This window comes from Streptomyces incanus (genome assembly GCF_042656345.1).
Lineage (GTDB): Bacteria > Actinomycetota > Actinomycetes > Streptomycetales > Streptomycetaceae > Streptomyces > Streptomyces incanus.
This window is the reverse complement of the sequence record NZ_JBHSPC010000118.1, coordinates 1-21,480: the sequence shown is the minus strand read 5'-3', so window position 1 is coordinate 21,480 and position 21,480 is coordinate 1. Positions and strand designations below refer to the sequence as shown.

The window sequence follows — 21,480 nt, the reverse complement described above, 5'->3', positions numbered from 1 at the left end:
CCCCTCCGCGACGCCTCCGGGTGACGCGCGCGTAGGTCGGACGTGGACAAGGAGATAGGCATGTCGGCAGTGCACGACGCCGGTCCGGAGGCAACGGGGCGGCACCGGGTGGTCCTGACGGGACTCGGAGTGGTCTCCAGCATCGGGCTGGGGGTCAAGGAGTTCCTCGGAGGACTGAAGGAGGGCCGCAGCGGGGCCCGGCCCATCACGGTGTTCGACACCGAAGGTTTCGCCCACGCCAACGGCTGCGAGATCGTCGAGTTCGAGCCGCTGGACTGGATCCGCACCCTGGAGACGAAACAGCTCGGCAGGGCGGCGCAGTTCTCGGCCGCCGCGGCCCGGATGGCCTTGGAGGACGCCGGCCTGGACGCTGCCGACCTGCGCGGCCGACGGGGTCTGATCTCCATCGGCACCACCGATGGCGAGTCCTACGACCTCGATCAGCTGGTCGAGGCCGAACTCAAGGGCGGACCGGAGACGTTCGACCCGATGGCGGCCCGGAGGATTCCCGCCGGACGGCTCTCGGTCGCCATCGCCCAGGAGCTCGAACTGGCCGACGTCGAAGCCGTCACGGTTCCGACCGCCTGCGCCGCCGGCAACTACGCCATCGGCTACGGCTTCGACGCGGTGCGCTCCGGCGAGGCGGACTACGCGTTCTGCGGCGGCGCGGACGCCATGTGCCGCAAGACGTTCACCGGCTTCTACCGGCTGGGAACCATCGCGCCGGAGCACTGCCGGCCGTTCGACGCCGACCGCAAGGGAATCCTGACCGGCGAGGGCGCCGGAGTGCTCGTCCTGGAACGGCTGGAGTCGGCCCTGGAGCGCGGCGCCACCATCTACGCCGAGGTGCTCGGCTACGGCCTCAACTGCGACGCCCACCACCAGGTGGCGCCCAACCGGGCGAGCGTCGCGCGCTGCATGGAACTCGCCCTGGACAACGCGGGCGTGAAGCCGGCCGAGGTGGACCTGATCTCCGCCCACGGGACGGGGACCAAGGCCAACGACATCACCGAGGCGGGCGCCATCCGCGAGGTGTTCGGCACCCCGCCGCGCACCGTCTCCATGAAGTCGATGCTCGGCCACAGCATGGGCGCGGCCAGCGCCCTGGGCGCCATCGGCTGCGCACTGGCCATCGCCAACCGGTTCATCCCGCCGACGATCAATCACGTCACCACGGACCCCGAGTGCGACGTCGACTGCGTGCCGAACCAGGCCGTCGAGGCCGACCTCAAGGTCGTCCAGAACAACGGACTGGCGTTCGGCGGCAACAACGCCGTGGTCCTCCTCGGCCGGTACGACCACCCGAAGGAGGAAGCATGCTGAGCCGTCCGATCACCGGCATGGGCGCTGTGGCCAGTACCGGAAGAGGTGTCGGGACACTCTTCGACAACCTGTGCCGGGGAATCACCGGTCGTGCCGAGCTGCGCGGGTTCGACCGCACCCGCTTCCGGGCGCAGCACGCCTACGAGGTGGACGACCGCCCCGAGGCGGGCGAGGACGTACCCGCCCGCGCCACCGCGCTGCTCATCGACGCGATCGCCCAGGCGGCGGCCGACGCGGGCCTGGGCGAGGACCTCTCCGGCATACCGATACTCATCGGGACGGGGCTGCGCGAGCTGCGCTCCCTGGAGCTCTGGTGGCGCGAGGGCACCGGCCTGGACGACACCGGCCTGCACTTCGGCACCGCGCTGCGCGAGCGGTTCGACGCCGATGTGACGCACACCTTCTCCAACGCCTGCTCCGCCTCGCTGTACGCGCTGGCGCTCGGCTCCGACCTGCTGGCGGAGGAGGGCGACCACGCCCCCGGCACGGTGATCGTCGCGGGCGTGGACGTGCTCACCGAGAGCATGTACGGACTGCTGGAGCGGGTCCACCCGACCCCGCCGGACCGGGTGCGGCCCTTCGACCGGGACCGCACCGGAGTCCTCATGGGCGACGGCGCCGCCGCCGTCGTGCTCAGCCGGGAGACCGGCGGCAGACGGGCGCACGCCCTGCTCCGCAGCGTCGCCGTCAACTGTGACGCCTTCCATGTCACCGCGCCCTCCCCGGAGGGCATCGCGAAGGCGATGCGCACCGCGTACGACATGGCGGGCGTCAAGCCGAAGGACATCGACCTGGTGATGCTGCACGGCACCGGGACCCTGCTCAACGACGAGGCCGAGGCGACGGCGATGGCCGACGCGCTGGGCGACGCGGCGAGCGGTCCGCTGATGACGGCGATCAAGTCGATGACCGGCCACACCTCCGGCGCGTCCGGGCTGATGGGTCTGGTCATGGGCGTCACCGCCCTCAACGAGGGCCGTGTCCCGCCCACCGTCGGACTGGAACAACCGGTCCAGGAGGCCGAGGAGTTCCGCTTCGTGACCGGTGACGCCGCGTCCGCGTCGATGAACGTGGCGCAGCTCAACGCGTTCGGATTCGGCGGCATCAACGCCGTCGCCATCGTGGAGGCCACCGCGTGAGCGTCGTCGTCAGCGGAGTGTCCGTACTGATCCCCGGGGCCGACTCCGCCAAGGCACTGGCCGTCGGCCCCGAGCCCGGCGCCGCGCCCGTCGAACCGGCCGCCCTGGTGGGCAGGAAGGGCCTGCGCTACAAGGACCGGGCCACCCAGCTCGGCTACTGCCTGACCTCCGCGGCCCTGGCCGACGCCGGCCTCCTCGGTGAGGACGGCACGGTGTCCGGTGGGGACGTCGGCGTGGTCGTCAGCTCCAACTACGGCAACCTGGACACGGTCGTCCGCGCCCTGGACACCCTGCGGGAGGGCACCGTCTCGGCGACCAGCCCGATGGACCTGCCGAACGCCTCGAGCAACGTCATCGCCTCCTCGGCGGCCATCCGCTACGGCCTGCGCGGTCCCAACCTGATGGTGTGCAACGGCGCGACCTCCGGTCTGGACGCGGTCAACTGGGCCGCGACCATGATCACGGCAGGCCGCGTGGACCGGGTCCTCGTCATCGGTGTCGAGCCGGACAACGACGTCGTCCAGCGGCTGCTCGGCGGTGGGCACGCCGTCGACGGGGGCGCGGCTGTCGTCCTGGAGGACGCGGGAGCGGCCCGTGCGCGGGGGGCGCGGGTCCGCGCCGTACTCGGCCGGTACGTCCGCGCGGCCGGTGTCGGGGCGGTCCTGGAACGGCTGGCCGCCTCCGGTGTGCCGGCCCCGGCGTGGTGGCACCTGCCCGGCACGGCTTCCGAGGGTGTCGGCGCCGACCTGCTGCCCGGGGTGGAACGGACCTCCCTGCCCGAGCACTCCGGCCGCGCTTCCGGCGCGCTCGGTGTGCTGCAGTGCGCGACGGCCGTCGGCCTGTTCGACGAATGCGGCGAGGGGCCGGTGTTCGCGGTCTGCGGCACCGACGCCGACGACGCCTCGGCCGGACTCGTGCTGCTGGAGCCCCCGGCCCCGGAGACCGTCTGATGCCCACGCCCGACGGCCCCGGCGCCGGGACGGTCCGCCGGCGCACCGCCGGCACCGGCGGGCCCCGGCTGCTGCTGGTCCACGGACTGGCGGAGAACGACAGCGTCTGGGACCGCAGCGCCGCTCTGCTGCCCCCCGAGTACGAGGTGTGGTCGGCCCGGCTGCCCTGGAGCGCCGAGGGTGTGCCCCACTGGGGCACCGACGGTGATCTCGCCGGTCCCCTGGCCCGGGTGCTGGCCGCGGTGCCCGGCGGCCCGGAGATCGTGGTGGCGCACTCCATGTCGGCGGACGTCCTGCTGGACCTCGTCGACCGGGAAAGCCGGCGGGGCGAGGACGCCCTGGCCCGATTCGGGATCCGCGGCCTGGTGCTGGTCTCGCCGTTCTACCGGCGCACCGCCGAGGAGTTCGGCTGGGACACCATCAGCTACTACCTCAACGACTTCCACCTGATCATGGAGGAGGGCCTGCGGGTCCACTCCGGTGACCGGCTTCCCGCCTCCCTGCGGGCGGCCATGGGGGAGCGGGTACGGGACCGGGTGGGCCCGTACGGCTGGCTGCGCTTCTTCGAGCTCTACCTGCGTACTCCGCAGCTCCGGACAGGCCGGGTCACCGTGCCCTGTCTGGTGCTGGGGGGCGGGAAGGACTTCGCGGCACCGCCCGGCGAGAGCGTGGCGCTGGCCGCCGCGCTGCCGGACGCGCGCGCACTCGTCCTCCCCGGCTGCGGGCACTTCCCGATGATCGAGGAAGCGGAACGGTTCGCCTCCGAGACCGTCGGTTTCGTCAACTCCCTCGGGACCGGCGCTCCGCAGCGTGCGCCCGTCCCCGACACAGCTCTGGAGCACCGTCGATGACCATCGTCACGGAGCCCGCCGTCAAGGCGCTCCTCACCGAGACGACCTCCGTCCAGGTCCGCCCCCGTTACGAGGGCTCCAACATCTGCACCTGGATCGGTTTCAAGCACGTCAACTACATGGTCGAGGAGGCGGTCCTCGACCACTTCCGGCAGACCGCTCTTCCGGCCCGTGGCCTGTACGAGGAGCACGGCCTCGGCCTCGACATCGTCGGGATCGACACCCGTATCCTGCACGCCTTCCACATGGACGACGTCGCCACCGCCGAGGTCGTCCCGTTCACCAAGGACGCGGACGGCACGCTGGGCTTCAGGGTGACCGTGCACGTGGAGCGCGACGGGGAGATCCTCAAGGCCGTCACCTCCAAGGTGCGCGTGTCCCTGCGGATCGACACCTACCTCGACTCCGCGGGCGAGGTGCCCGAGCAGCTCGCCCGTTTCGCCGTGGACCGGCTCGGAGCCGGCCCGGAGCCCGCGCCGCTCACCCCGTTCACCTCCGAGGACACGATCCTGGAGGAGCTGCTGGAGGGCAAGAACGCCTACGGCTGGAAGTGGAACATCCCGTACCCGTACTGCCACTTCACCGAGCGCCTCCAGATGTCCGGCTACCTGAGGCTGATGGAGGAGGGCAAGGACCGGTTCGTCGCGGACCGGGGCATCTCCATCAAGACGCTGCTGGACGACCGCCGGTGGATCCCCGTCGTGCCGCGGTCCGAGATCCGGATCCTCGACGAGGCGATGATGGAGGAGGACCTCTACACCACCTACGAGGTGGAGGAGGTCTTCAAGGACTTCACCTACACCACCCGGATGAACTGGTACGTCGTCCGCGACGGCGCCCTCCTCAAGACCGCCACGGGCACCATCGTGCACGGCTACGCGGTCATCAGGAACCGCCGTGACTGGAGTCTGGAGAACTTCGACCAGCACGTGCTGGACGCGCTCAACGGCACGGCACGGCAGCAGCAGCCGTGAACGACGCCCGGGGAGGGAGCGGCGGAAGGACGCCGCGGATCCTGCTGATCGAGAGTCACGGGCCGTGCGCCCCGGTGGACGCCGGCCTCCGGCGCGACGCCACGGCACAGGCCCGGGCCGGGTACCCGGTGCTGATGTACCTGGTGGAGGACGGTTGCCTCCTCGCCCGGCCCGGGACCGACGAGGACCTGGACCGCTTCGAGGCGGCGGGCGGCCGACTGGCCGTCGACCGCTTCTCCCTCGTGCAGCGGGGGATCGGGCATCTCCCGCTGCGTCCCCGGGCGGCGGTCTCCGACATGGACGAACTGGCCGGCTGGGTCACCGGCCCCGGTGTACAGGCGGTGTGGCACTGACATGGCGCGCAGCATTCCGCCCACCGACGTACTGATCACCCTCATGGGCTCACCGCACGAGTCGGAGCGCGTTACCAGCGCGTTGCGCCTGGTCCAGGCGCTGCTGGAGCAAGGCCGTGCCGTGCAGGTGTGGGCGTGCGGGTACGCCACCCTGCTCACCCAGAACACGCTGGGTGAGGACAAGCCGCGCAACCTGGCGAACTGGAACGGGGTGTATCCGTCCACGGCCTCCCTGGTGAAGGACATGCTGGAAACGTTTCCGGACCGGCTGTACTGGTACGGCTGCCGGTTCTGCAGCGACGACCGGGGTGCGGCGGACCACCTGCCGCAGGTCGTCATGCGGCCCCCGTCCGGCTACGGCGCCCATGTGGCCGCGGCCGGCCGCACCCTTCAGGTGGGGGTCCTGTGATGGCCGGCGCACGGACCACCGAGGAAACCGGCATGCCTGGACGGCGCACGCTGGCCATCGTGGAGAAGGCCTACCGCGGTGCGCTGGAGAAGCAGTTCTTCGACGCCCTGTACCTGGCGGTGGAGCTGCACCGCCAACTCGGCGGGCTCGACGTGCTGCTGCGCGGACGAGCCGTCACCTACGGCGTACGTGCCGAGCCGGTCCCCGCGCTGCGGGTCGGCAGCCGCACCCTGGACACCCTCACCGACCCCCGCCGTGACCTGCGCACCCTCATGGACGCCGGGGTCCGGGTCCACGCCGAGGAGTCTGCCCTGGCCGCGCACGGACTGGCTCCGGACCGGCTGCTGGAGGGGGTGCTGACGGCCTCCGACGGGAGCATCGCCCTGCGCTGGCCCGAGTACCGAATGGTCTGTTACCTGTGAACCGAAGGGAAGCGTGGCGGACATGACCACCACCGCAACGGGCGCCGGACGCCCTGTCATCACCGCGTGGTCCGCGGTGTCGCCGTTCGGCATCGGCCGGACCGCGTTCGCCGAGGGAGTGCGCGAGCGACGCCCCACCGTCTCCGTGCTCGACGGGGCCGAGCCCGCCGGGCCCCGGGGCGACGCCTGCGTGGTCCCCGACTTCGAGGTCCGCACCGTACTCGGCAAGAAGGGCACCCGGTCCATGGACCGGGTCACCGGACTGGCTGTCACCGCCGTCGGGGCCCTGCTCGACGACACCGAACGGAGCAGGGCCGTCGGCACCGGCGAGGGCGCCGCGCTGGCTCTGGGCACCACCACCGGCAGCGCCCAGAGCATGATGGACTTCACGCGGGATTCCCTCACCGGCGACCAGCCGTTCTTCGTCGACCCGGCGCGCTTCCCCAACACCGTGATGAACTGCGCGGCCGGCCAGAGTGCCATCTGGTACCAGCTGAAAGGCCCCAACACGACCATCGCGGGCGGCCGGGCGGCAGGGCTGCACGCCCTGAACTACTCCCGCCGGCTGCTGGCCGCGGGCCGTGCCCAGACCGTGCTGTGCGGCGCCGCCGAGGAGTACTCCACCGCCCGCGCCTGGCTCGAGCACCACTCCGGTGACGGCGCGCCGAGCGCGCCGCTCGGCGAGGGCTGTGCCGTACTCCTCGTCGAACCCGCGGCCGGCGAGGGCGCCGGACAGCCGGTGCTGGCCGAGATCCTGGCCGTCGAACTGGGCGTCGTGCTCCGTGCCGACGTGGCCGGCAGTCTCATGGCCTGCCTGCGCGGCGCACTGCGCCGGTCCGGCGTCGGCCGCACGGAGATCGCCGCCGTCGCCCGCTCCGGCGCTCCCGGGGTGGAGGGCGACGCCGAGACCGCGGCCGTCGGCGAGCTGCTGGCCGGCGTGGACGCGGCCGACCTCACCCAGGTCGAGCTGATCGGCGACACCGGCGCCGCCTCCGCCGCCTTCCAGACCGCCGCCCTGCTGGCTCACGCGGAGAACCACCGCGCCGTGGCCGGGAAGGTGGGCCTCGTCACCTCCGTCGACCGGACCGGGACCGTCGGCTGCGCCCTACTCCGGCTGCGCTGACCGCCGTCCGCCCCGCCGCCGAAACCGAAGAACGAAACGCTGAGAGAGGTACCACCGTGCTGGACAAGGAAGAACTGCGCTCGATCATCGCGCAGGTACTGGACGTCGATGCCGCCGAGATCACCGACGAGGTCAAGTTCGTCGACGACCTGGAGGTCGACTCCCTCCTGGCCCTGGAGATCGTGGTCGTCCTGGAGAAGCAGTACGGGGTGAAGCTGCCGGAGTCCGAGCTGCGGCAGATCATCACCCTGCAGAGCGCCTACGACCTGCTGGCCGGAAAGCTGCAGGCCGTCTGATGGACGTCCTCGCCGAGACGCGTCCGGGCGCCCCGGCCCCCGCCGCGGCCCGGTCCGGACCGCGGGCCGCCCGTGTGCTCTCGGGCGCCGTCGAGGTCCTGCCGTCGGAGAAGGACGGGCGCGCCTCCACCCGGTTCACCGTCTTCGCGGACGAGACGGTGCTCCCCGGCCACTACCCGGGCTTCCCCATCTTCCCCGGCGTGTGTCTTGTCGAGTACGTGCACCTGAGCGTGCTCGCCACGGCACCCGCCGGGGAGCCCGAGCCCGATCTCGTGGCCGTGGAGAGCACCCGGTTCACCGGGCCCGTGTACCCGGGCGACGCACTGACCGCGGACATCGACTGGAAGCCGGTGGACGGCGTGACGTGGCAGTGCCGGGCGAAGGTCCGCTCCGGCCGGGGCGACGCCGCGTCGGTGCGCCTGCGCTACCGCCGTACCACGGGCGGGGCGTCGGCATGAGCGGACAGGCGGAGATCCGCGGCAGGCTGCCGCACCGTTACCCCATGCTGCTGGTGGACCGGGTCACGCACGTCGATCCCGGCCGCGCGCTGACCGCCCTCAAGGCGGTCACCTGCAACGAGCCCTGGTACGCGGACCTGGGCCCGGACACCCCCGAGGAGGGCTTCGGTTACCCGAAACCGCTGCTGGTGGAGTCCTGGTGCCAGTCCGCGGGCGTCCTGGCCACCTGGGAGGCCCCCAACCCCGATGTGCTGGCCGGCCAGGTCATGCTCTTCGGCGGCATGACCGGGGTCGAGTTCCACCGCACCGTCCTGCCCGGCGACGTCCTGGAGCACCGCGTGCGCGTCGAACGCAGGGTGGACGACACCGTGATGTTCGAGGGCGAGAGCCTGGTGGACGGCGAGACGGTGATGACCGTCGGCCGGATCGTCATGGCCTTCCGCCCGGCCGACGTTCTGAGACCCGAAGCGAGCTGAGCGAAGACCATGCAGGACAACACTTCCCGGGTGGCACTGGTCACCGGTGGATCACGCGGGATCGGACGGGCGTGCGTGCTGGCCCTCGCCCGCGACGGATTCGACGTCGCCTTCTGCTACCGCGCCGACGACGAGGCGGCCCGGCGGCTGGAGAAGGAGGCCGGACAGCTCGGCGTACGCGTCATGTCCCGGCGGACGGACGTCACCGACGGCCCGGCCGTGCGCTCCTTCGTCGAGGAGGCGGAGGACACGCTCGGCCCCGTCGACGCGGCGGTCACCGCTGCCGGGATCACCCGCGACAACCCTCTGGTGCTGATGGACGACGACCAGTGGCACCAGGTCCTCGACACCAACCTCGACGGCGTCTACCACCTGTGCCGCGCGGTCGTCTTCTCCATGATGAAGCGCCGTACCGGCGCGATCGTCAACATCTCGTCGGTGGCGGGGGTGTACGGCCACGCCAGCCAGAGCAACTACTCCGCCTCGAAGGCCGGCATCATCGGCTTCTCCCGGTCGCTGGCCAAGGAGGTCGGCCGCTCCGGGATCCGCGTCAACGCCGTCGCCCCCGGGTTCATCGACACCGACATGGTCGCCGCGATGAACGACAAGGCCCGCAAGGACATCACCCGGACGATCCCGCTGCGCCGTATGGGCCGTGCCGAGGAGGTCGGCGACCTCGTCGCGTATCTGGTGTCGGACAGGGCCGAGTACATCACCGGTTCCGTCCTGCAGATCGATGGCGGCATCACCATCTGACCCTCTGACCCTCTGACCCTCTGACCCTCTGACCCTCTGACCCTCTGACCACCGGACGGCCCGGACGGCCCGGGCGTCCACCCCCGGCCCGGTCCATGACCGGGCAGCACCCAGCAAGTTTGGAGGCGGTGATGGCCCGACGGAGGCCACGCTGGTACTTCTCGTTCCGCAGCCCCTATTCGTGGATGGCGTACCGGGACCTGATGGCCGACCACCGGGACGTCGCGGAACGCATCGACTGGCTCCCCTTCTGGGAGCCGGACGCCGAGGCGAGCGGCCACCTGGATCAGGCCGGCATCAGTCTGCCGTACGTGGCGATGTCGAGGGAGAAGCACCTCTACATCCTCCAGGACGTGCGGCGGCTCGCCCGCGACCGCGGCCTGGAGATGGTGTGGCCGGTCGACCGCCGCCCCCGGTGGGAGGTGTCGCACCTGGCGTACCTGGTGGCCGACGAACTCGGCCGTGGACGGGAGTTCATCGCGGCGGTCTACCGCGCCAGGTGGGAGGAGGGGCAGGACATCTCCGACCCGGCCGTCATCGCGTACATCGCCGAGCGGCTCGGCCTGGACCCGGTGCGCCTGTCCACCGCGTGCGACGATCCGGCCGTCCGCGAGCACGGTCTCGGGGCCCTCAACTCCCTCTCCCGCGACGGCGTCTTCGGAGTTCCGTTCTTCATCGACGGCTACGAGAAGTTCTGGGGGGTGGACCGGCTGCCCGGCTTCGTCGCCTCCGTCCGCTCCCGCACCGCCTGAACCAGCCCCGAACCCCGATCACATCCGCACCCCCCACCCGCCAACCTCAGCAACGAAGGAGCCCGACATGGCGACCAACCCGTTCGAAGACGACAACGCGAGCTACTACGTCCTGGTCAACGACGAGAACCAGCACTCCCTGTGGCCCGCGTTCGCCGAGGTGCCCGCCGGCTGGACCGTCGTGTTCGGCGAGGAGCCCCGGCAGGCATGTCTCGACCACATCACCGAGAACTGGACCGACATGCGGCCCAAGAGCCTTGCGATGGCCATGGACGCCTGACAAGGACGTCGCAAGGGGGCGCGGCCCGGTGTCCCCGGACGGCCGGGCCCCGCGCAGAGGGCTCGGTGGGCGGGTGCGACGCCCACCGGGCCCTCTTCCGTGTACGGGGAGACCCGCCCCGTCCGTCACCGCGATGCGACAACGGACTTTCCGGTGGCAGCTTGATGCAACCGCCATTGTCCGACTTCCGAAGCCGATGCGACAGTTTCCGGAATTGACCAACGTCGGCCATGCCCGGTCGCGGGATTCAACCGCCGGGATACCTGCCGCACACACACTGCGCAATCCCTGCCAAGGCGATCCGCTAGAGGTGGAAAAGAATCATGCTCGCTGGTGACGGAGTACCGCTTACGTCCGCGCAGTCGGGAATCTGGTTCGCCCAGCAACTCGACGCGTCGAATCCGATCTACAACGCCGGCGAATACCTGGAAATTCACGGGCCCGTCGACGTCACGGTATTCGAGGCCGCGCTGCGACAGGTGGTGGCCGAGGCGGAGAACCTGCGCGTCACCTTCGTGGAGACCTCCGACGGACCCCGCCAGTACGTCCACCCGGACCCCGAGTGGCAGTTGCGGGTCATCGACGTGAGCGGTGAGGCCGACCCGCGGGAGGCCGCCGAGGCATGGATGCGCGCGGACCTGGCGCGGCCTCAGGACCCGTCGGTCGGACCGCTGTTCCTCTTCGTCCTCTTCCGGGCCGCCGGCGACCGCTGGTTCTGGCTGCACCGTTACCACCACCTGCTCGTCGACGGGTTCACCGTGGCGCTCGTCGCCGGACGCGTCGCCGAGGTCTACACCGCCCTGCTGAGCGGCGGGACGGGCGAGAGCCCCTTCGGTTCCCTGGACAGCCTCGTGGCCATGGACGCCGCCTACCGTTCCTCGGACACCTTCGACGCCGACCGCGCGTGGTGGGCGGAGAAACTGGCCGGACGGCCCGAGCCCGTCAGCCTTTCCGCCAAGGAGCCCACGGCCGCCCGCGGCCTGCTGCGCCGCACCGAGTACCTGAACGCCGGGGCGGCCGAGCGGCTCCGTGACGCGGCCCGCGACGCGGGAGTGCCGTGGCCCTGCATGATGACCGCCGCCGTCTCGGTCTACCTGCACCGGCTCACCGGCGCGGAGGAGGTCGTGCTCGGCCTCCCCGTCACCACCCGGCTGGGCAAGGCCGCCCGCGGCGTGCCCGGCATGGTCTCCAACGTGCTGCCGCTCCGGGTTCCGGTGAGTCCGGCCGACACGCTCCCCCAACTGCTGGAACGGATCTCCCGCGAGATGCGCGGCGCCATGAGGCACCAGCGCTACCGCTACGAGGACCTGCGTCGCGATCTGCAGCTCCTCGGCAACGACGAGCGTCTGACCGGTCCTCAGGTCAACATCATGATGTTCGACTACGCCCTCACCTTCGGCGAGCACCGGGCGACGGTCCACAACCTCTGCATCGGCCCCGCCGACGACCTGTCGGTCATCGTCTACGACCGCACCGACGGCCGGGGGCTGCAGATCGACTTCGACGCGAACCCGGAGCTCTACTCCGAGCGCGAACTCGCGTCCCACCTACGGCGCTTCGTCGAATTCCTGGCTGAACTGGCCAAGGCCCCGGCCGATCGGGGCATCGGCGCCCTCGACGTGGCCACCACCGCGGAGCGCGACGTCGTCCTGGCTGCCGGTGCCGGTGCCGGTGCGGTGGTGGGTGAGGCCGGTACGAACGGGCCGTCGTTGGCGGAGCTGTTCGAGGCACGGGCAGCCGCCGCACCGGACACGGTTGCCGTGGTGTGCGGTGACCGGTCACTCTCCTACGGCGAGCTGAACGCCTCGGCGAACCGGCTGGCACGCCGACTGATCGCGGACGGCGCCGGCCCGGGCCGGTTCGTCGGACTCGCCCTGCCCAGGTCCGTCGAACTCGTCATCGCCCTGCTGGCCGTGGTCAAATCCGGTGCGGCCTACGTGCCCATGGACCCCGACTACCCGGCGGAACGCCTGGCGCACATGGTGACGGACTCCTCACCCGCGCTGGTGGTGACCGCCTCCGGCGTGGACCTGTCGGGCGTGGACTGCGGCGACGCGGCCGTCCTCGTCCTGGACGACCCGCACGTGCTGTCGGACGTGAACGACCTGGCCGACGGCGACCTCCCGGACGCCGAACGCGGCGGCCTGCTGTGCCCCGGCTCCGCCGCCTATGTGATCTACACATCGGGTTCGACGGGCCGCCCCAAGGGCGTGGTGATTCCGCACGGCAACGTGGTGCGGCTGTTCTCGGCGACCGACGACTGGTTCGGATTCGGACCGGACGACGTGTGGACGCTGTTTCACAGCTATGCCTTCGACTTCTCCGTGTGGGAGATCTGGGGCCCCCTGTTGCACGGCGGCCGCCTCGTGGTCGTGCCCTTCGAGGTGTCCCGTTCACCGGAGGACTTCCTGGAACTGCTGGCCGACGAGAAGGTGACGGTGCTCAACCAGACACCGTCCGCCTTTTACCAGCTGATGCGGATCGAGGGTGAACGCTCCGATCTGGGAGCGCGGTTGTCCCTGCGCTACGTCGTCTTCGGCGGCGAGGCGCTCGACCTGTGGCGGCTGGAGGAGTGGTACGGCCGGCACCGCGAGGACGCCCCCCGCCTGGTCAACATGTACGGCATCACCGAGACCACCGTCCACGTCACCCACCGGGCCCTGGACCATCTGACCGCCAAGTCCGCCACGGGCAGCCTCATCGGCCGGGGCATCCCCGACCTCGGGGTACGCGTGCTGGACTCCGCCCTCCGGCCCGCCGCGCCGGGCGTCGTCGGTGAGATGTACGTGGCCGGCGCGGGCCTGGCCGACGGCTACCTCGGCCGGCACGCCCTGACCGCCGAGCGCTTCGTCGCCGACCCGTACGGCCCGCCCGGCACCCGCATGTACCGCACCGGCGACCTGGCACGCTGGGACCACGAAGGTGAGCTGGAGTACCTCGGCCGCGCCGACCACCAGGTCAAGATCCGCGGCTTCCGCATCGAGCTCGGCGAGATCGAGGCCTGCCTCGAGACCCACGACGACGTCGTCCAGGCGGCCGTCGTCGTGCGCGAGGACCGGCCCGGCGACAAAAGACTGGTGGGCTACGCGGTCATGGCCGAGGGCCGGGACTGCGACCAGGCCACGCTCCGGGACCACCTGGCCGCGCGGCTGCCCGACTACATGGTGCCCGCCGCGTTCGTCGCGCTCGACGACCTGCCGCTGACCTCCAACGGCAAGCTCGACCGCAAGGCGCTGCCCGCCCCCGCGGTGGCCGCCGGTACCGCCGGCCGTGCCCCCGCCACCCGGACGGAGGAGACGCTCTGCGCCGTCTTCGCCGAGGCGCTGGGCGTACTCGCCGTCGGCCCGGACGACAACTTCTTCGACCTGGGCGGCGACTCCATCGTCTCCCTCCAGATGATCGCCCTCGCACGCCGTGCCGGACTGCGGCTGACCACCCGCGACGTTTTCAAGCACCGCACCCCGGCGGCCCTGGCGGCCGTCGCGGCCACCGGCTCGACGACCGCCGAGCCGGTGCGGGACGAGCCCGTCGGCCCGCTCGTCGCCACCCCGGTCATCCACTGGCTCGCGGGCCGCGGCGGCACCATGGACCGGTACCACCAGGCCACCCTTGTCCAGGTCCCCGCCGGTCTGCGGCAGGAGCACCTCACCGCGGCCCTGCAGGCACTGCTGGAGCGCCACGACGCCCTGCGGACGCGCGCCATGGCCGCAGGAGGCGGTGGATGGACCCTCGAGGTGGCCCCGGCGGGCTCGGTCACGGCCCGGAACACCCTGCGGCGCGTCGGCGTCCCGGACCCGGCCGCCGGCCTCCCGCCGGAGCTGCTCGACGAGCGGACCCGCGCTGCCGTCGCCGAACTCGCCCCGTACGACGGCGTGATGCTGCGGGCGGTCTGGTTCGACGCCGGCGACGAGGCTTCCGGACGGCTGCTGCTGGTCGCCCACCACCTCGTGGTCGACGGCGTCTCCTGGCACATCCTGCTGTCCGACCTCGCGGAGGCATGGCGGGCCGCCGCCGCCGGACGCACCCCCGCTCTCCCCCCGTACGGAACCTCCTTCCGGACCTGGGCCCGTGAGCTCCACCGGCTGGCCCACCGCCCCGAGCGGGTGGCCGAGGCCGAACTGTGGCAGCACCTCGCCTCCGGGCCGGACCCGCTGCTGGGCAACCGTGCCGTGGACCCGGTGCGGGACACGGCGGCGACGGTGCGGTCGCTCTCGGTGTCGCTGCCGGCCACGGAGACGTCGGCCCTGCTGGGCGAGGTGGCGCGGGTGTTCCGTGCCCGTGCGCACGAGGTGCTGCTGGCGGGGCTCGCGCTGGCGGTGCCGAGGTGGCGCCGGGCGCGTGGCGTGGACACCGCCGAGGTGCTGCTGGACGTGGAGGGGCACGGCCGGGAGGACGTGCTCGGCGGTGTGGACGTGTCGCGGACGGTGGGCTGGTTCACCAGTCTGTTCCCGGTCCGTCTGGACGCCGGCGGGGAGAACGCCGGGGACGCGTTGAGGCGCGTCAAGGAGCAGATACGGGCGGTGCCGGACAACGGGATCGGTTTCGGTCTGCTGCGTCATCTGCACCCGGTGGCGGGGGCCGTGCTCACCGGTCTGCCGGCCCCTCAGATCGGCTTCAACTACCTCGGCCGCGTCGGTGGTCCACCGGGCGGCGACTGGGCCCCGGTGGAGGGGGAGCGCGCGCTGACGGGCGCCGACGACCCGTCGATGTCCGTCGCCCACACCGTCGACCTCAACGCGTACACCCAGGAGACCGCCGAGGGCCCGCGGCTCACCGCCGTGTGGAACTGGGCCGGGGGCCTGCTCACCGAGGGTGAGGTGAGCGGTCTGGCCGACCTGTGGTTCCAGGCCCTGCGGGAGCTCGTGGCCGCGTCCTCGCACCCCGGGGCGGGCGGCTTCACCCCCTCCGACGTGCCGCTGGTACGGCTCACCCAGGAGCAGATCCGCAGCATCGAGGCCGCGCATCCGGCGACCGCCGACATCCTCCCGGTGACGCCGCTCCAGCAGGGACTGCTCTTCCACACCCTGTTCGACGAGGGCGGACCGGACGTCTACACCGTCCAGTTCTTCTACGATCTGGAGGGCCGGCTGGACGCCGCGGCCCTGCGGGGCGCGGCCGAGGAGATGCTGCGCCGCCACCCCGGTCTGCGCGCGGCCTTCCGGCTCGACGGGCTGGACCACGCCGTCCAGGTGATCCCCGAGTCGGTGGAACTGCCCTGGGTGGACAAGGACCTGCGCCACCTGGACGCGACCGAGCAGCAGACCGTCCTGGACCGGATGCTGCACGAGGACCGCAACAGCCGCTTCGACCCGGCGGCCCCTCCGCTGATGCGCTTCCTGCTGGTCGCGCTCGCCGACGACCGGCACCGGCTGGTCTTCACGCACCACCACGTCCTGCTCGACGGCTGGTCCATGCCGCTGTTCGTCCGTGAGCTCCTCGACCTCTACGCGGGCCGGGCCCCGGACCGCACCCCGCCCTACCGGGACTACCTCGGCTGGCTCGGCGAGCAGGACGCGTCCGCCACCGCGAGCGTATGGCGCGAGGCGCTCCGCGGGCTCGAGGAGCCCACCCTCCTCGCCCCCGCGGCCCCCGGCCGGCAGCCGGTCACCCCCGACCAGCTGACGGCCGACCTGCCCGCCGATCTGACCGCGCGGCTCCTGCGCACCGCACGCGAACACGGCCTCACCCTCAACACCCTGCTCCAGGGTGCCTGGTCCGTGGTGCTGGGCCGGCTGACCGGACGCGACGACGTCGTCTTCGGAGGTACGGTCTCCGGCCGGCCGCCGCAGGTTCCCGGCGTGGAGTCGATGGTCGGCCTGTTCATCAACACCCTTCCGGTGCGGGTCCGGATCGTGCCCGGGGAGAGCGCCGTCGCGTTCCTGACCCGGCTGCAGGACGAGCAGGCCCGGCTGATGGAGCACCAGCACCTCGGACTCGCCGACGCCCAGCGGATCGCCGGGATCGGCGAACTCTTCGACACCATCACCGTGCTGGAGAACTACCCGCTGGACCCGGCACAGCTGAGGGTGCCCGGCCTCGCCGTCACCGCCATCGACGGCCGGGACGCCACGCACTACCCGCTGAGCCTCGCCGTGATGCCCGGCGAGCGGCTGCACCTGCGGATCAACTACCGGCCCGACCTGTTCGACGCCGATGCCGTCCGGCACCTGGTGAGCCGCCTCCAGGCGGTCCTGGAGTTCTGGGCGGACCGTCCGCGGGAGCCGGTGGGCCGGATCGACATCCTCCCCGCCGCCGAGTACGAACACCTGGTCCGCGGCGTCAACAACACCGCGCGCGACGTCCCGTACGACACCTTCCCGCGGCTGTTCTCCGCGCAGGCCGCCGCCGCCCCGGACGCCCCGGCCGTACTCTTCGGCGACCGCGTGCTGACCTACGGGGAACTGGACGAGCGCACCGACCGCCTCGCGGCCGTGCTGGCCGGCCGGGGCGTGGGCCCCGAACAGATCGTGGCCGTCGCGATGCCGCGCTCGGCGGAACTCGTCGTGTCCGTGCTCGCCGTCCTCAAGGCAGGCGCCGCGTACCTGCCGGTCGACCTCGACTATCCGGCCGACCGCGTCGCCTACATGCTGAAGGACTCCCGTCCCGCGCTGGTCATCACCACGTCGGCGGCGGCGGACGCGATCCCCGGTGACGTACCGCGGTTCCTCGTGGACCGCCCGGACGATCTCGCCGGGCCCGTCGCGCCCGTCGTCCCGGCGGACGTCACGAGCCCCGCGTACGTGATCTACACCTCCGGCTCCACCGGCCGCCCCAAGGGCGTGGTGGTCACCCACTCCGGCGTGGCGAGCCTGATCGCCGCCCAGACCGAGCACTTCGGCGTCGGACCGGGCAGCCGTGTGCTGCAGTTCGCCTCGCCGTCGTTCGACGCCGCGTTCTGGGAGCTGACGATGGCGCTCCTGTCCGGGGCCGCCCTGGTCGTGGGCACCGTGGAGGAGGTCACCCCCGGTCCGGCGCTGGCGGCGCTCGCCGCCCGGCACCGGGTCACCCACGCGACGCTGCCGCCGGTGGTCCTCGGGGCCGCCTCCCCCGGCGACTTCTCCTCGGTCTCGACGCTGGTCGTCGCGGGTGAGGCCACCGCCGGCGAGACGGTCGAACGCTGGTCGTCCGGCCGCCGGATGGTCAACGCCTACGGTCCCACGGAGACCACGGTCTGCGCGACGATGAGCGCCCCCCTCGGCGGCGGCGGACTGCCGCCCATCGGCGGTCCCGTCGCCAACGCCCAGGTGTACGTCCTGGACGCCCACCTGCGGCCGGTGCCGCCCGGCGTCGCGGGCGAGCTGTACATCGCCGGCGCCGGGCTCGCCCGCGGTTATCTGGGCCGCCCGGACCTGACGGCCGACCGTTTCGTGGCCGACCCGTTCGGCGCAGCGGGCGCCCGGATGTACCGCTCGGGCGACGTCGTGCGCTGGAACAACGACGACCAGCTCGAGTTCCTCGGCCGGGTCGACCACCAGGTCAAGGTGCGCGGTTTCCGGATCGAGCTGGGCGAGATCGAGTCCGTGCTCACCGCCCTGCCGCAGGTCGCCCAGGCCGTCGTGGTGGTGCGCGAGGAACCCGCCGGCCCCCGCCGGCTGGTGGGCTACGCGGTACCGGCCGAGGGCGCGGCGGTCGATCCGACGGAGCTCCGCTCGGCGGTCGCCCGCGAGCTTCCCGACCACATGGTGCCTTCCGCCGTGGTCGTGCTGGACGCGCTGCCGCTCACCCCCAACGGCAAGCTGGACCGCAAGGCCCTGCCCGCCCCCGGGACCTCCGCCGACACCGGCCGGGCCGCCGCGACGGAGCGGGAGAGGATCCTGTGCGAACTGTTCGCCCAGGTGCTCGGCCTGCCCTCGGTGGGCGCCGAGAGGAGCTTCTTCGACCTGGGCGGCGACTCCATCGTCTCCATCCAGCTCGTCTCCCGGGCCCGGGCCCGCGGCCTCGTCATCACACCGCGCGAGGTCTTCGTCCACCGCACCGCCGCCGCGCTGGCGGTCGTCGCCCGTGCCACCGAGGGGGACGCGCCGGAGGAGGCCGCGCGGGAGAACGCGGACGACGGCCTCGGTCCGCTGCCGCTCACCCCGATCATGCACTGGCTGCGCACCAGGCCCGGCACCGTCGACGCCTTCAGCCAGTCCGTGCTGGTGCGGACCCCTGCCGGTGCGACGGAGCAGAATCTCGCCGCCGCTCTCCAGGCCGTGCTCGACCGGCACGACATGCTGCGGGTGCGGCTGACCCGTCGTGGACCGCTCTGGGGTCTGGCAGTGACCGATCGCGGCAGCGTCACGGCCGCGTCCGTGCTCTCCCGCGTCCCCGCGGACGGTACGTGGGACGAGGCGTTCGGGAAGCTCGTCGCCGAACACGCGGCGCGGAGCCGCGCCGCGCTGGCGCCCGAGGAAGGCGCCGTGCTCCGGGCCGTGTGGTTCGACGCCGGACCGGACACGGCGGGCCGGCTGCTGCTGACCGTGCACCACCTGGCCGTCGACGGGGTGTCCTGGCGGATCCTGCTGCCCGACCTGTCGGCCGCCTGGGACGCCGTCCGCGCGCAGCGCGCCCCGCGCCTCCCGGCCGTCGGCACCTCCTACCGCCGCTGGGCCGAGCAGCTCACCGCCCTCGCCCAGGAACCGGAGCGGCTCGACGAGCTCGGTTTCTGGACCGACATGCTCGCCGTGCCCGACGCCCCGCTCGGCGACCGGCCGCTCGATGCCCGCCGGGACACCGTCACCACCGCCCGCAGCCTCTCGCTGACCCTCCCCCCGCAGACCACGGCACCGCTGCTCACCAACGTGCCCGCCGATTTCCGCACCGGTGTCGGCGAGGTCCTGCTCGCCGGGCTCACCCTCGCCGTCACCGAGTGGCGGCGCCGCCGCGGCCACGACACGGCCGCGGGAGTGCTGATCGACCTGGAGGGCCACGGCCGCGACGAATCGCTGACCGGTGCGGACCTCTCCCGTACCGTCGGCTGGTTCACCAGCCTGCATCCCGTACGCCTGGACGCGGACGGCCGACAGGACCCCGCCGAGACCGTCAAGCGGGTCAAGGAGCGGCTGCTGGCCGTCCCCGACGGCGGCGTCGGCCACGGGCTGCTGTGCCACCTCAACCCGCAGACGGCGATGCTGCTGCACGGCCTGGCAGCCCCGCAGATCGGCTTCAACTACCTGGGCCGCTTCGGCTCCCTGGGCGACGGGGACTGGGCCCCGGCGGGCGAGGCGGGCGTGATCGGCGGCGGCGCCGACGACGACATGGCCGTGCCGCACGTCGTGGAGATCAACGCCGTCACCCAGGACGGCCCCGAGGGGCCGCACCTCGTGGCCACCTGGACCTGGGCCGGCGAGATCCTGGAGGAGTCCGCGGTCCGCGAACTGGCCGGGCTGTGGTTCGAGGCGCTGCAGCGGCTCGCCGCCCCGACGGGCCCGAGCGGCCCGGCCGGCGGCCTCACCCCCTCCGACCTGTCGCTCGTCTCCCTGGAACAGCACCACATCGACATGCTGGAGGCCGACCGGCCCGGCCTCGCGGACGTCCTGCCGCTGGCCCCGCTCCAGGAGGGCCTGCTCTTCCACAGTCTGCTGGACGACAGCGCTCCGGACGTCTACAACGTCCAGCTCCACATGGACCTCACCGGCCCCCTGGACGTCACGGCGCTGCGCTCCGCGGCCGCCGGGCTCCTGGCCCGCCACCCGAACCTGCGGGCCTGCTTCCGCGAGGACGGGCTGCCGCACGCCGTGCAGCTCGTGCCGAACTCCGTGGAACTGCCCTGGACCGACGTCGACCTCGTCCACCTCGACGAAGCGCGGCGCGGCGCCGAGCTCGACCGGGTGATGGAGACGGACCGGACCACCCGGTTCGACGTGACCACCGCACCGCTGATCCGCTTCACCCTCGTCCGGCTCGGCGCCGACCGCCACCGGCTCCTTCTCACCAACCACCACATCCTGCTCGACGGCTGGTCGATGCCCGTCCTGCTCGAAGAGCTGTTCGCGCTCTACGAGACCCGCGGGGACGCCTCGGCGCTGCCTCCGGCCCCGGCCTTCTCCGACTACCTGAGGTGGCGCACCGGCCTGGACGACGAGCCGGCGAAGCGGGCCTGGCACACCGCGCTGGACGGGCTGGAGGAGCCCACCCTGCTCGTGCGGGGGGCCTCCGACGCCACCGTGACGCCCGGCCGGGTCTCCCGGTTGCTCTCCGAGGAGTCCACCGCCGGGCTGACGGCTCTCGCCCGCAGGCACGGCTTCACCCTCAACACCCTGGTCCAGGGCGTGTGGGCACTGACGCTCGCCGGGCTCACCGGCCGACAGGACGTGGTGTTCGGCGCCACGGTCTCCGGTCGTCCCCCCGAGGTCCCGGGCATCGAGTCGATGGCCGGTCTCTTCATCAACACCCTGCCCGTCAGGGTCCGGCTGCGTCACGACGAGACCGTGACGGCGCTGCTCACCCGTCTGCAGGCCGAGCAACTGGAGCTGATGGACCACCAGTACCTCGGCCTGTCCGAGATCCAGCGCATCGCCGGTCACGGCGAACTCTTCGACACGCTGGCGGTACTGGAGAACTACCCCCTGGACCCGGAGAAGCTGCGGGCCCCCGGGGCACTGGACGTCGCCCACATCGACGGCCGCGACGCCACCCACTACCCGGTGACGTTCGTCGTCCTGCCGGGTGAGCGGCTGGAGTTCCGCCTCAACCACCGGCCGGAGCTGCTGCCGGCGGACCGGGCCGAGGCCATGGCCGACCGGCTGACGGACCTGCTGGCCCGCATCACCGCCGCACCGGACCTCCCGGTCGGCCGGCTGGACCACGTCACCGAGGCCGAGCGTGAGCGCGTCCTCCACACGTGGAACGGCGCACGCCGGGCGATCGAGCCCCTCACGTTCCCGGCGTTGTTCGAGGCGCAGGCGGCCCGTACCCCGGACGCCCCGGCGGTCGT

Annotated in this window: 16 protein-coding genes; all 16 read left to right on the top strand. The window is 72.3% G+C overall.

Annotated features, from left to right (window positions below):
• The first annotated feature begins 60 nt into the window (after window positions 1-60).
• Window positions 61-1,323 (top strand): beta-ketoacyl-[acyl-carrier-protein] synthase family protein, encoded by a 1,263-nt coding sequence (locus ACFP2V_RS32020; protein WP_381218780.1) that lies wholly within the window; start codon window positions 61-63, stop codon window positions 1,321-1,323.
• Entirely contained in the window at window positions 1,317-2,462 is a 1,146-nt protein-coding gene (locus ACFP2V_RS32015) for a beta-ketoacyl-[acyl-carrier-protein] synthase family protein (RefSeq protein WP_381218779.1), read from the top strand. The genes ACFP2V_RS32020 and ACFP2V_RS32015 overlap by 7 nt, the downstream gene beginning before the upstream one ends.
• Entirely contained in the window at window positions 2,459-3,412 is a 954-nt protein-coding gene (locus ACFP2V_RS32010) for a beta-ketoacyl synthase N-terminal-like domain-containing protein (RefSeq protein ID WP_381218778.1), read from the top strand. The genes ACFP2V_RS32015 and ACFP2V_RS32010 overlap by 4 nt, the downstream gene beginning before the upstream one ends.
• A complete protein-coding gene (locus ACFP2V_RS32005) occupies window positions 3,412-4,263 on the top strand; it encodes an alpha/beta fold hydrolase (RefSeq protein WP_381218777.1) in 852 nt (283 codons plus the stop codon). The genes ACFP2V_RS32010 and ACFP2V_RS32005 overlap by 1 nt, the downstream gene beginning before the upstream one ends.
• The gene (locus ACFP2V_RS32000; RefSeq protein ID WP_381218776.1) at window positions 4,260-5,237 is read left to right on the top strand and encodes an acyl-CoA thioesterase family protein; all 978 of its coding nucleotides are present in this window, start codon (window positions 4,260-4,262) and stop codon (window positions 5,235-5,237) included. Before ACFP2V_RS32005 ends, ACFP2V_RS32000 begins: the two co-directional genes overlap by 4 nt.
• Complete coding sequence (locus tag ACFP2V_RS31995; protein WP_381218775.1) at window positions 5,234-5,590, top strand: hypothetical protein; 357 nt, start codon at window positions 5,234-5,236, stop codon at window positions 5,588-5,590. The genes ACFP2V_RS32000 and ACFP2V_RS31995 overlap by 4 nt, the downstream gene beginning before the upstream one ends.
• 1 nt (window position 5,591) lies before the next feature.
• Window positions 5,592-5,999 (top strand): hypothetical protein, encoded by a 408-nt coding sequence (locus ACFP2V_RS31990; protein ID WP_381218774.1) that lies wholly within the window; start codon window positions 5,592-5,594, stop codon window positions 5,997-5,999.
• A 32-nt stretch (window positions 6,000-6,031) separates the two neighbouring features.
• Window positions 6,032-6,421: a hypothetical protein gene (locus ACFP2V_RS31985; protein WP_381218773.1), complete on the top strand. Its 390-nt coding sequence runs from the start codon at window positions 6,032-6,034 to the stop codon at window positions 6,419-6,421.
• A 22-nt stretch (window positions 6,422-6,443) separates the two neighbouring features.
• Window positions 6,444-7,544 (top strand): beta-ketoacyl synthase N-terminal-like domain-containing protein, encoded by a 1,101-nt coding sequence (locus tag ACFP2V_RS31980; protein ID WP_381218772.1) that lies wholly within the window; start codon window positions 6,444-6,446, stop codon window positions 7,542-7,544.
• A 56-nt stretch (window positions 7,545-7,600) separates the two neighbouring features.
• A complete protein-coding gene (locus tag ACFP2V_RS31975) occupies window positions 7,601-7,840 on the top strand; it encodes an acyl carrier protein (RefSeq protein WP_381218771.1) in 240 nt (79 codons plus the stop codon).
• Entirely contained in the window at window positions 7,840-8,298 is a 459-nt protein-coding gene (locus ACFP2V_RS31970; protein WP_381218770.1) for a 3-hydroxyacyl-ACP dehydratase FabZ family protein, read from the top strand. The genes ACFP2V_RS31975 and ACFP2V_RS31970 overlap by 1 nt, the downstream gene beginning before the upstream one ends.
• Window positions 8,295-8,774, top strand: coding sequence for a 3-hydroxyacyl-ACP dehydratase FabZ family protein (locus ACFP2V_RS31965; RefSeq protein WP_381218769.1), 480 nt, complete (start codon window positions 8,295-8,297; stop codon window positions 8,772-8,774). The genes ACFP2V_RS31970 and ACFP2V_RS31965 overlap by 4 nt, the downstream gene beginning before the upstream one ends.
• 9 nt (window positions 8,775-8,783) lie before the next feature.
• On the top strand, window positions 8,784-9,530 hold the full coding sequence (gene fabG / locus ACFP2V_RS31960; protein ID WP_381218768.1) for a 3-oxoacyl-[acyl-carrier-protein] reductase: 747 nt from the start codon (window positions 8,784-8,786) through the stop codon (window positions 9,528-9,530).
• Window positions 9,531-9,661: 131 nt separating this feature from the next.
• Entirely contained in the window at window positions 9,662-10,282 is a 621-nt protein-coding gene (locus ACFP2V_RS31955; RefSeq protein WP_381218767.1) for a 2-hydroxychromene-2-carboxylate isomerase, read from the top strand.
• A gap of 67 nt (window positions 10,283-10,349) precedes the next feature.
• Window positions 10,350-10,562 carry an MbtH family protein gene (locus tag ACFP2V_RS31950; RefSeq protein ID WP_381218766.1) on the top strand — a complete coding sequence of 71 codons (213 nt, stop codon included), beginning with the start codon at window positions 10,350-10,352 and terminating at the stop codon, window positions 10,560-10,562.
• 323 nt (window positions 10,563-10,885) lie between these two features.
• Window positions 10,886-21,480 (top strand): amino acid adenylation domain-containing protein (locus ACFP2V_RS31945; RefSeq protein ID WP_381218765.1); only part of this gene is annotated, 10,595 nt, incomplete at its 3' end.

Bases quoted from the DNA above. Each gene is read 5' to 3' on its own strand.
- ACFP2V_RS31985 (WP_381218773.1), top strand. From the start codon at position 6,032: ATGCCTGGACGGCGCACGCTGGCCATCGTGGAGAAGGCCTACCGCGGT.
- ACFP2V_RS31970 (WP_381218770.1), top strand. From the start codon at position 7,840: ATGGACGTCCTCGCCGAGACGCGTCCGGGCGCCCCGGCCCCCGCCGCG.
- ACFP2V_RS31950 (WP_381218766.1), top strand. From the start codon at position 10,350: ATGGCGACCAACCCGTTCGAAGACGACAACGCGAGCTACTACGTCCTG.
- ACFP2V_RS32000 (WP_381218776.1), top strand. From the start codon at position 4,260: ATGACCATCGTCACGGAGCCCGCCGTCAAGGCGCTCCTCACCGAGACG.
- ACFP2V_RS32020 (WP_381218780.1), top strand. From the start codon at position 61: ATGTCGGCAGTGCACGACGCCGGTCCGGAGGCAACGGGGCGGCACCGG.
- ACFP2V_RS32015 (WP_381218779.1), top strand. From the start codon at position 1,317: ATGCTGAGCCGTCCGATCACCGGCATGGGCGCTGTGGCCAGTACCGGA.
- ACFP2V_RS31990 (WP_381218774.1), top strand. From the start codon at position 5,592: ATGGCGCGCAGCATTCCGCCCACCGACGTACTGATCACCCTCATGGGC.
- fabG (WP_381218768.1), top strand. From the start codon at position 8,784: ATGCAGGACAACACTTCCCGGGTGGCACTGGTCACCGGTGGATCACGC.
- ACFP2V_RS32005 (WP_381218777.1), top strand. From the start codon at position 3,412: ATGCCCACGCCCGACGGCCCCGGCGCCGGGACGGTCCGCCGGCGCACC.
- ACFP2V_RS31980 (WP_381218772.1), top strand. From the start codon at position 6,444: ATGACCACCACCGCAACGGGCGCCGGACGCCCTGTCATCACCGCGTGG.
- ACFP2V_RS31965 (WP_381218769.1), top strand. From the start codon at position 8,295: ATGAGCGGACAGGCGGAGATCCGCGGCAGGCTGCCGCACCGTTACCCC.
- ACFP2V_RS31955 (WP_381218767.1), top strand. From the start codon at position 9,662: ATGGCCCGACGGAGGCCACGCTGGTACTTCTCGTTCCGCAGCCCCTAT.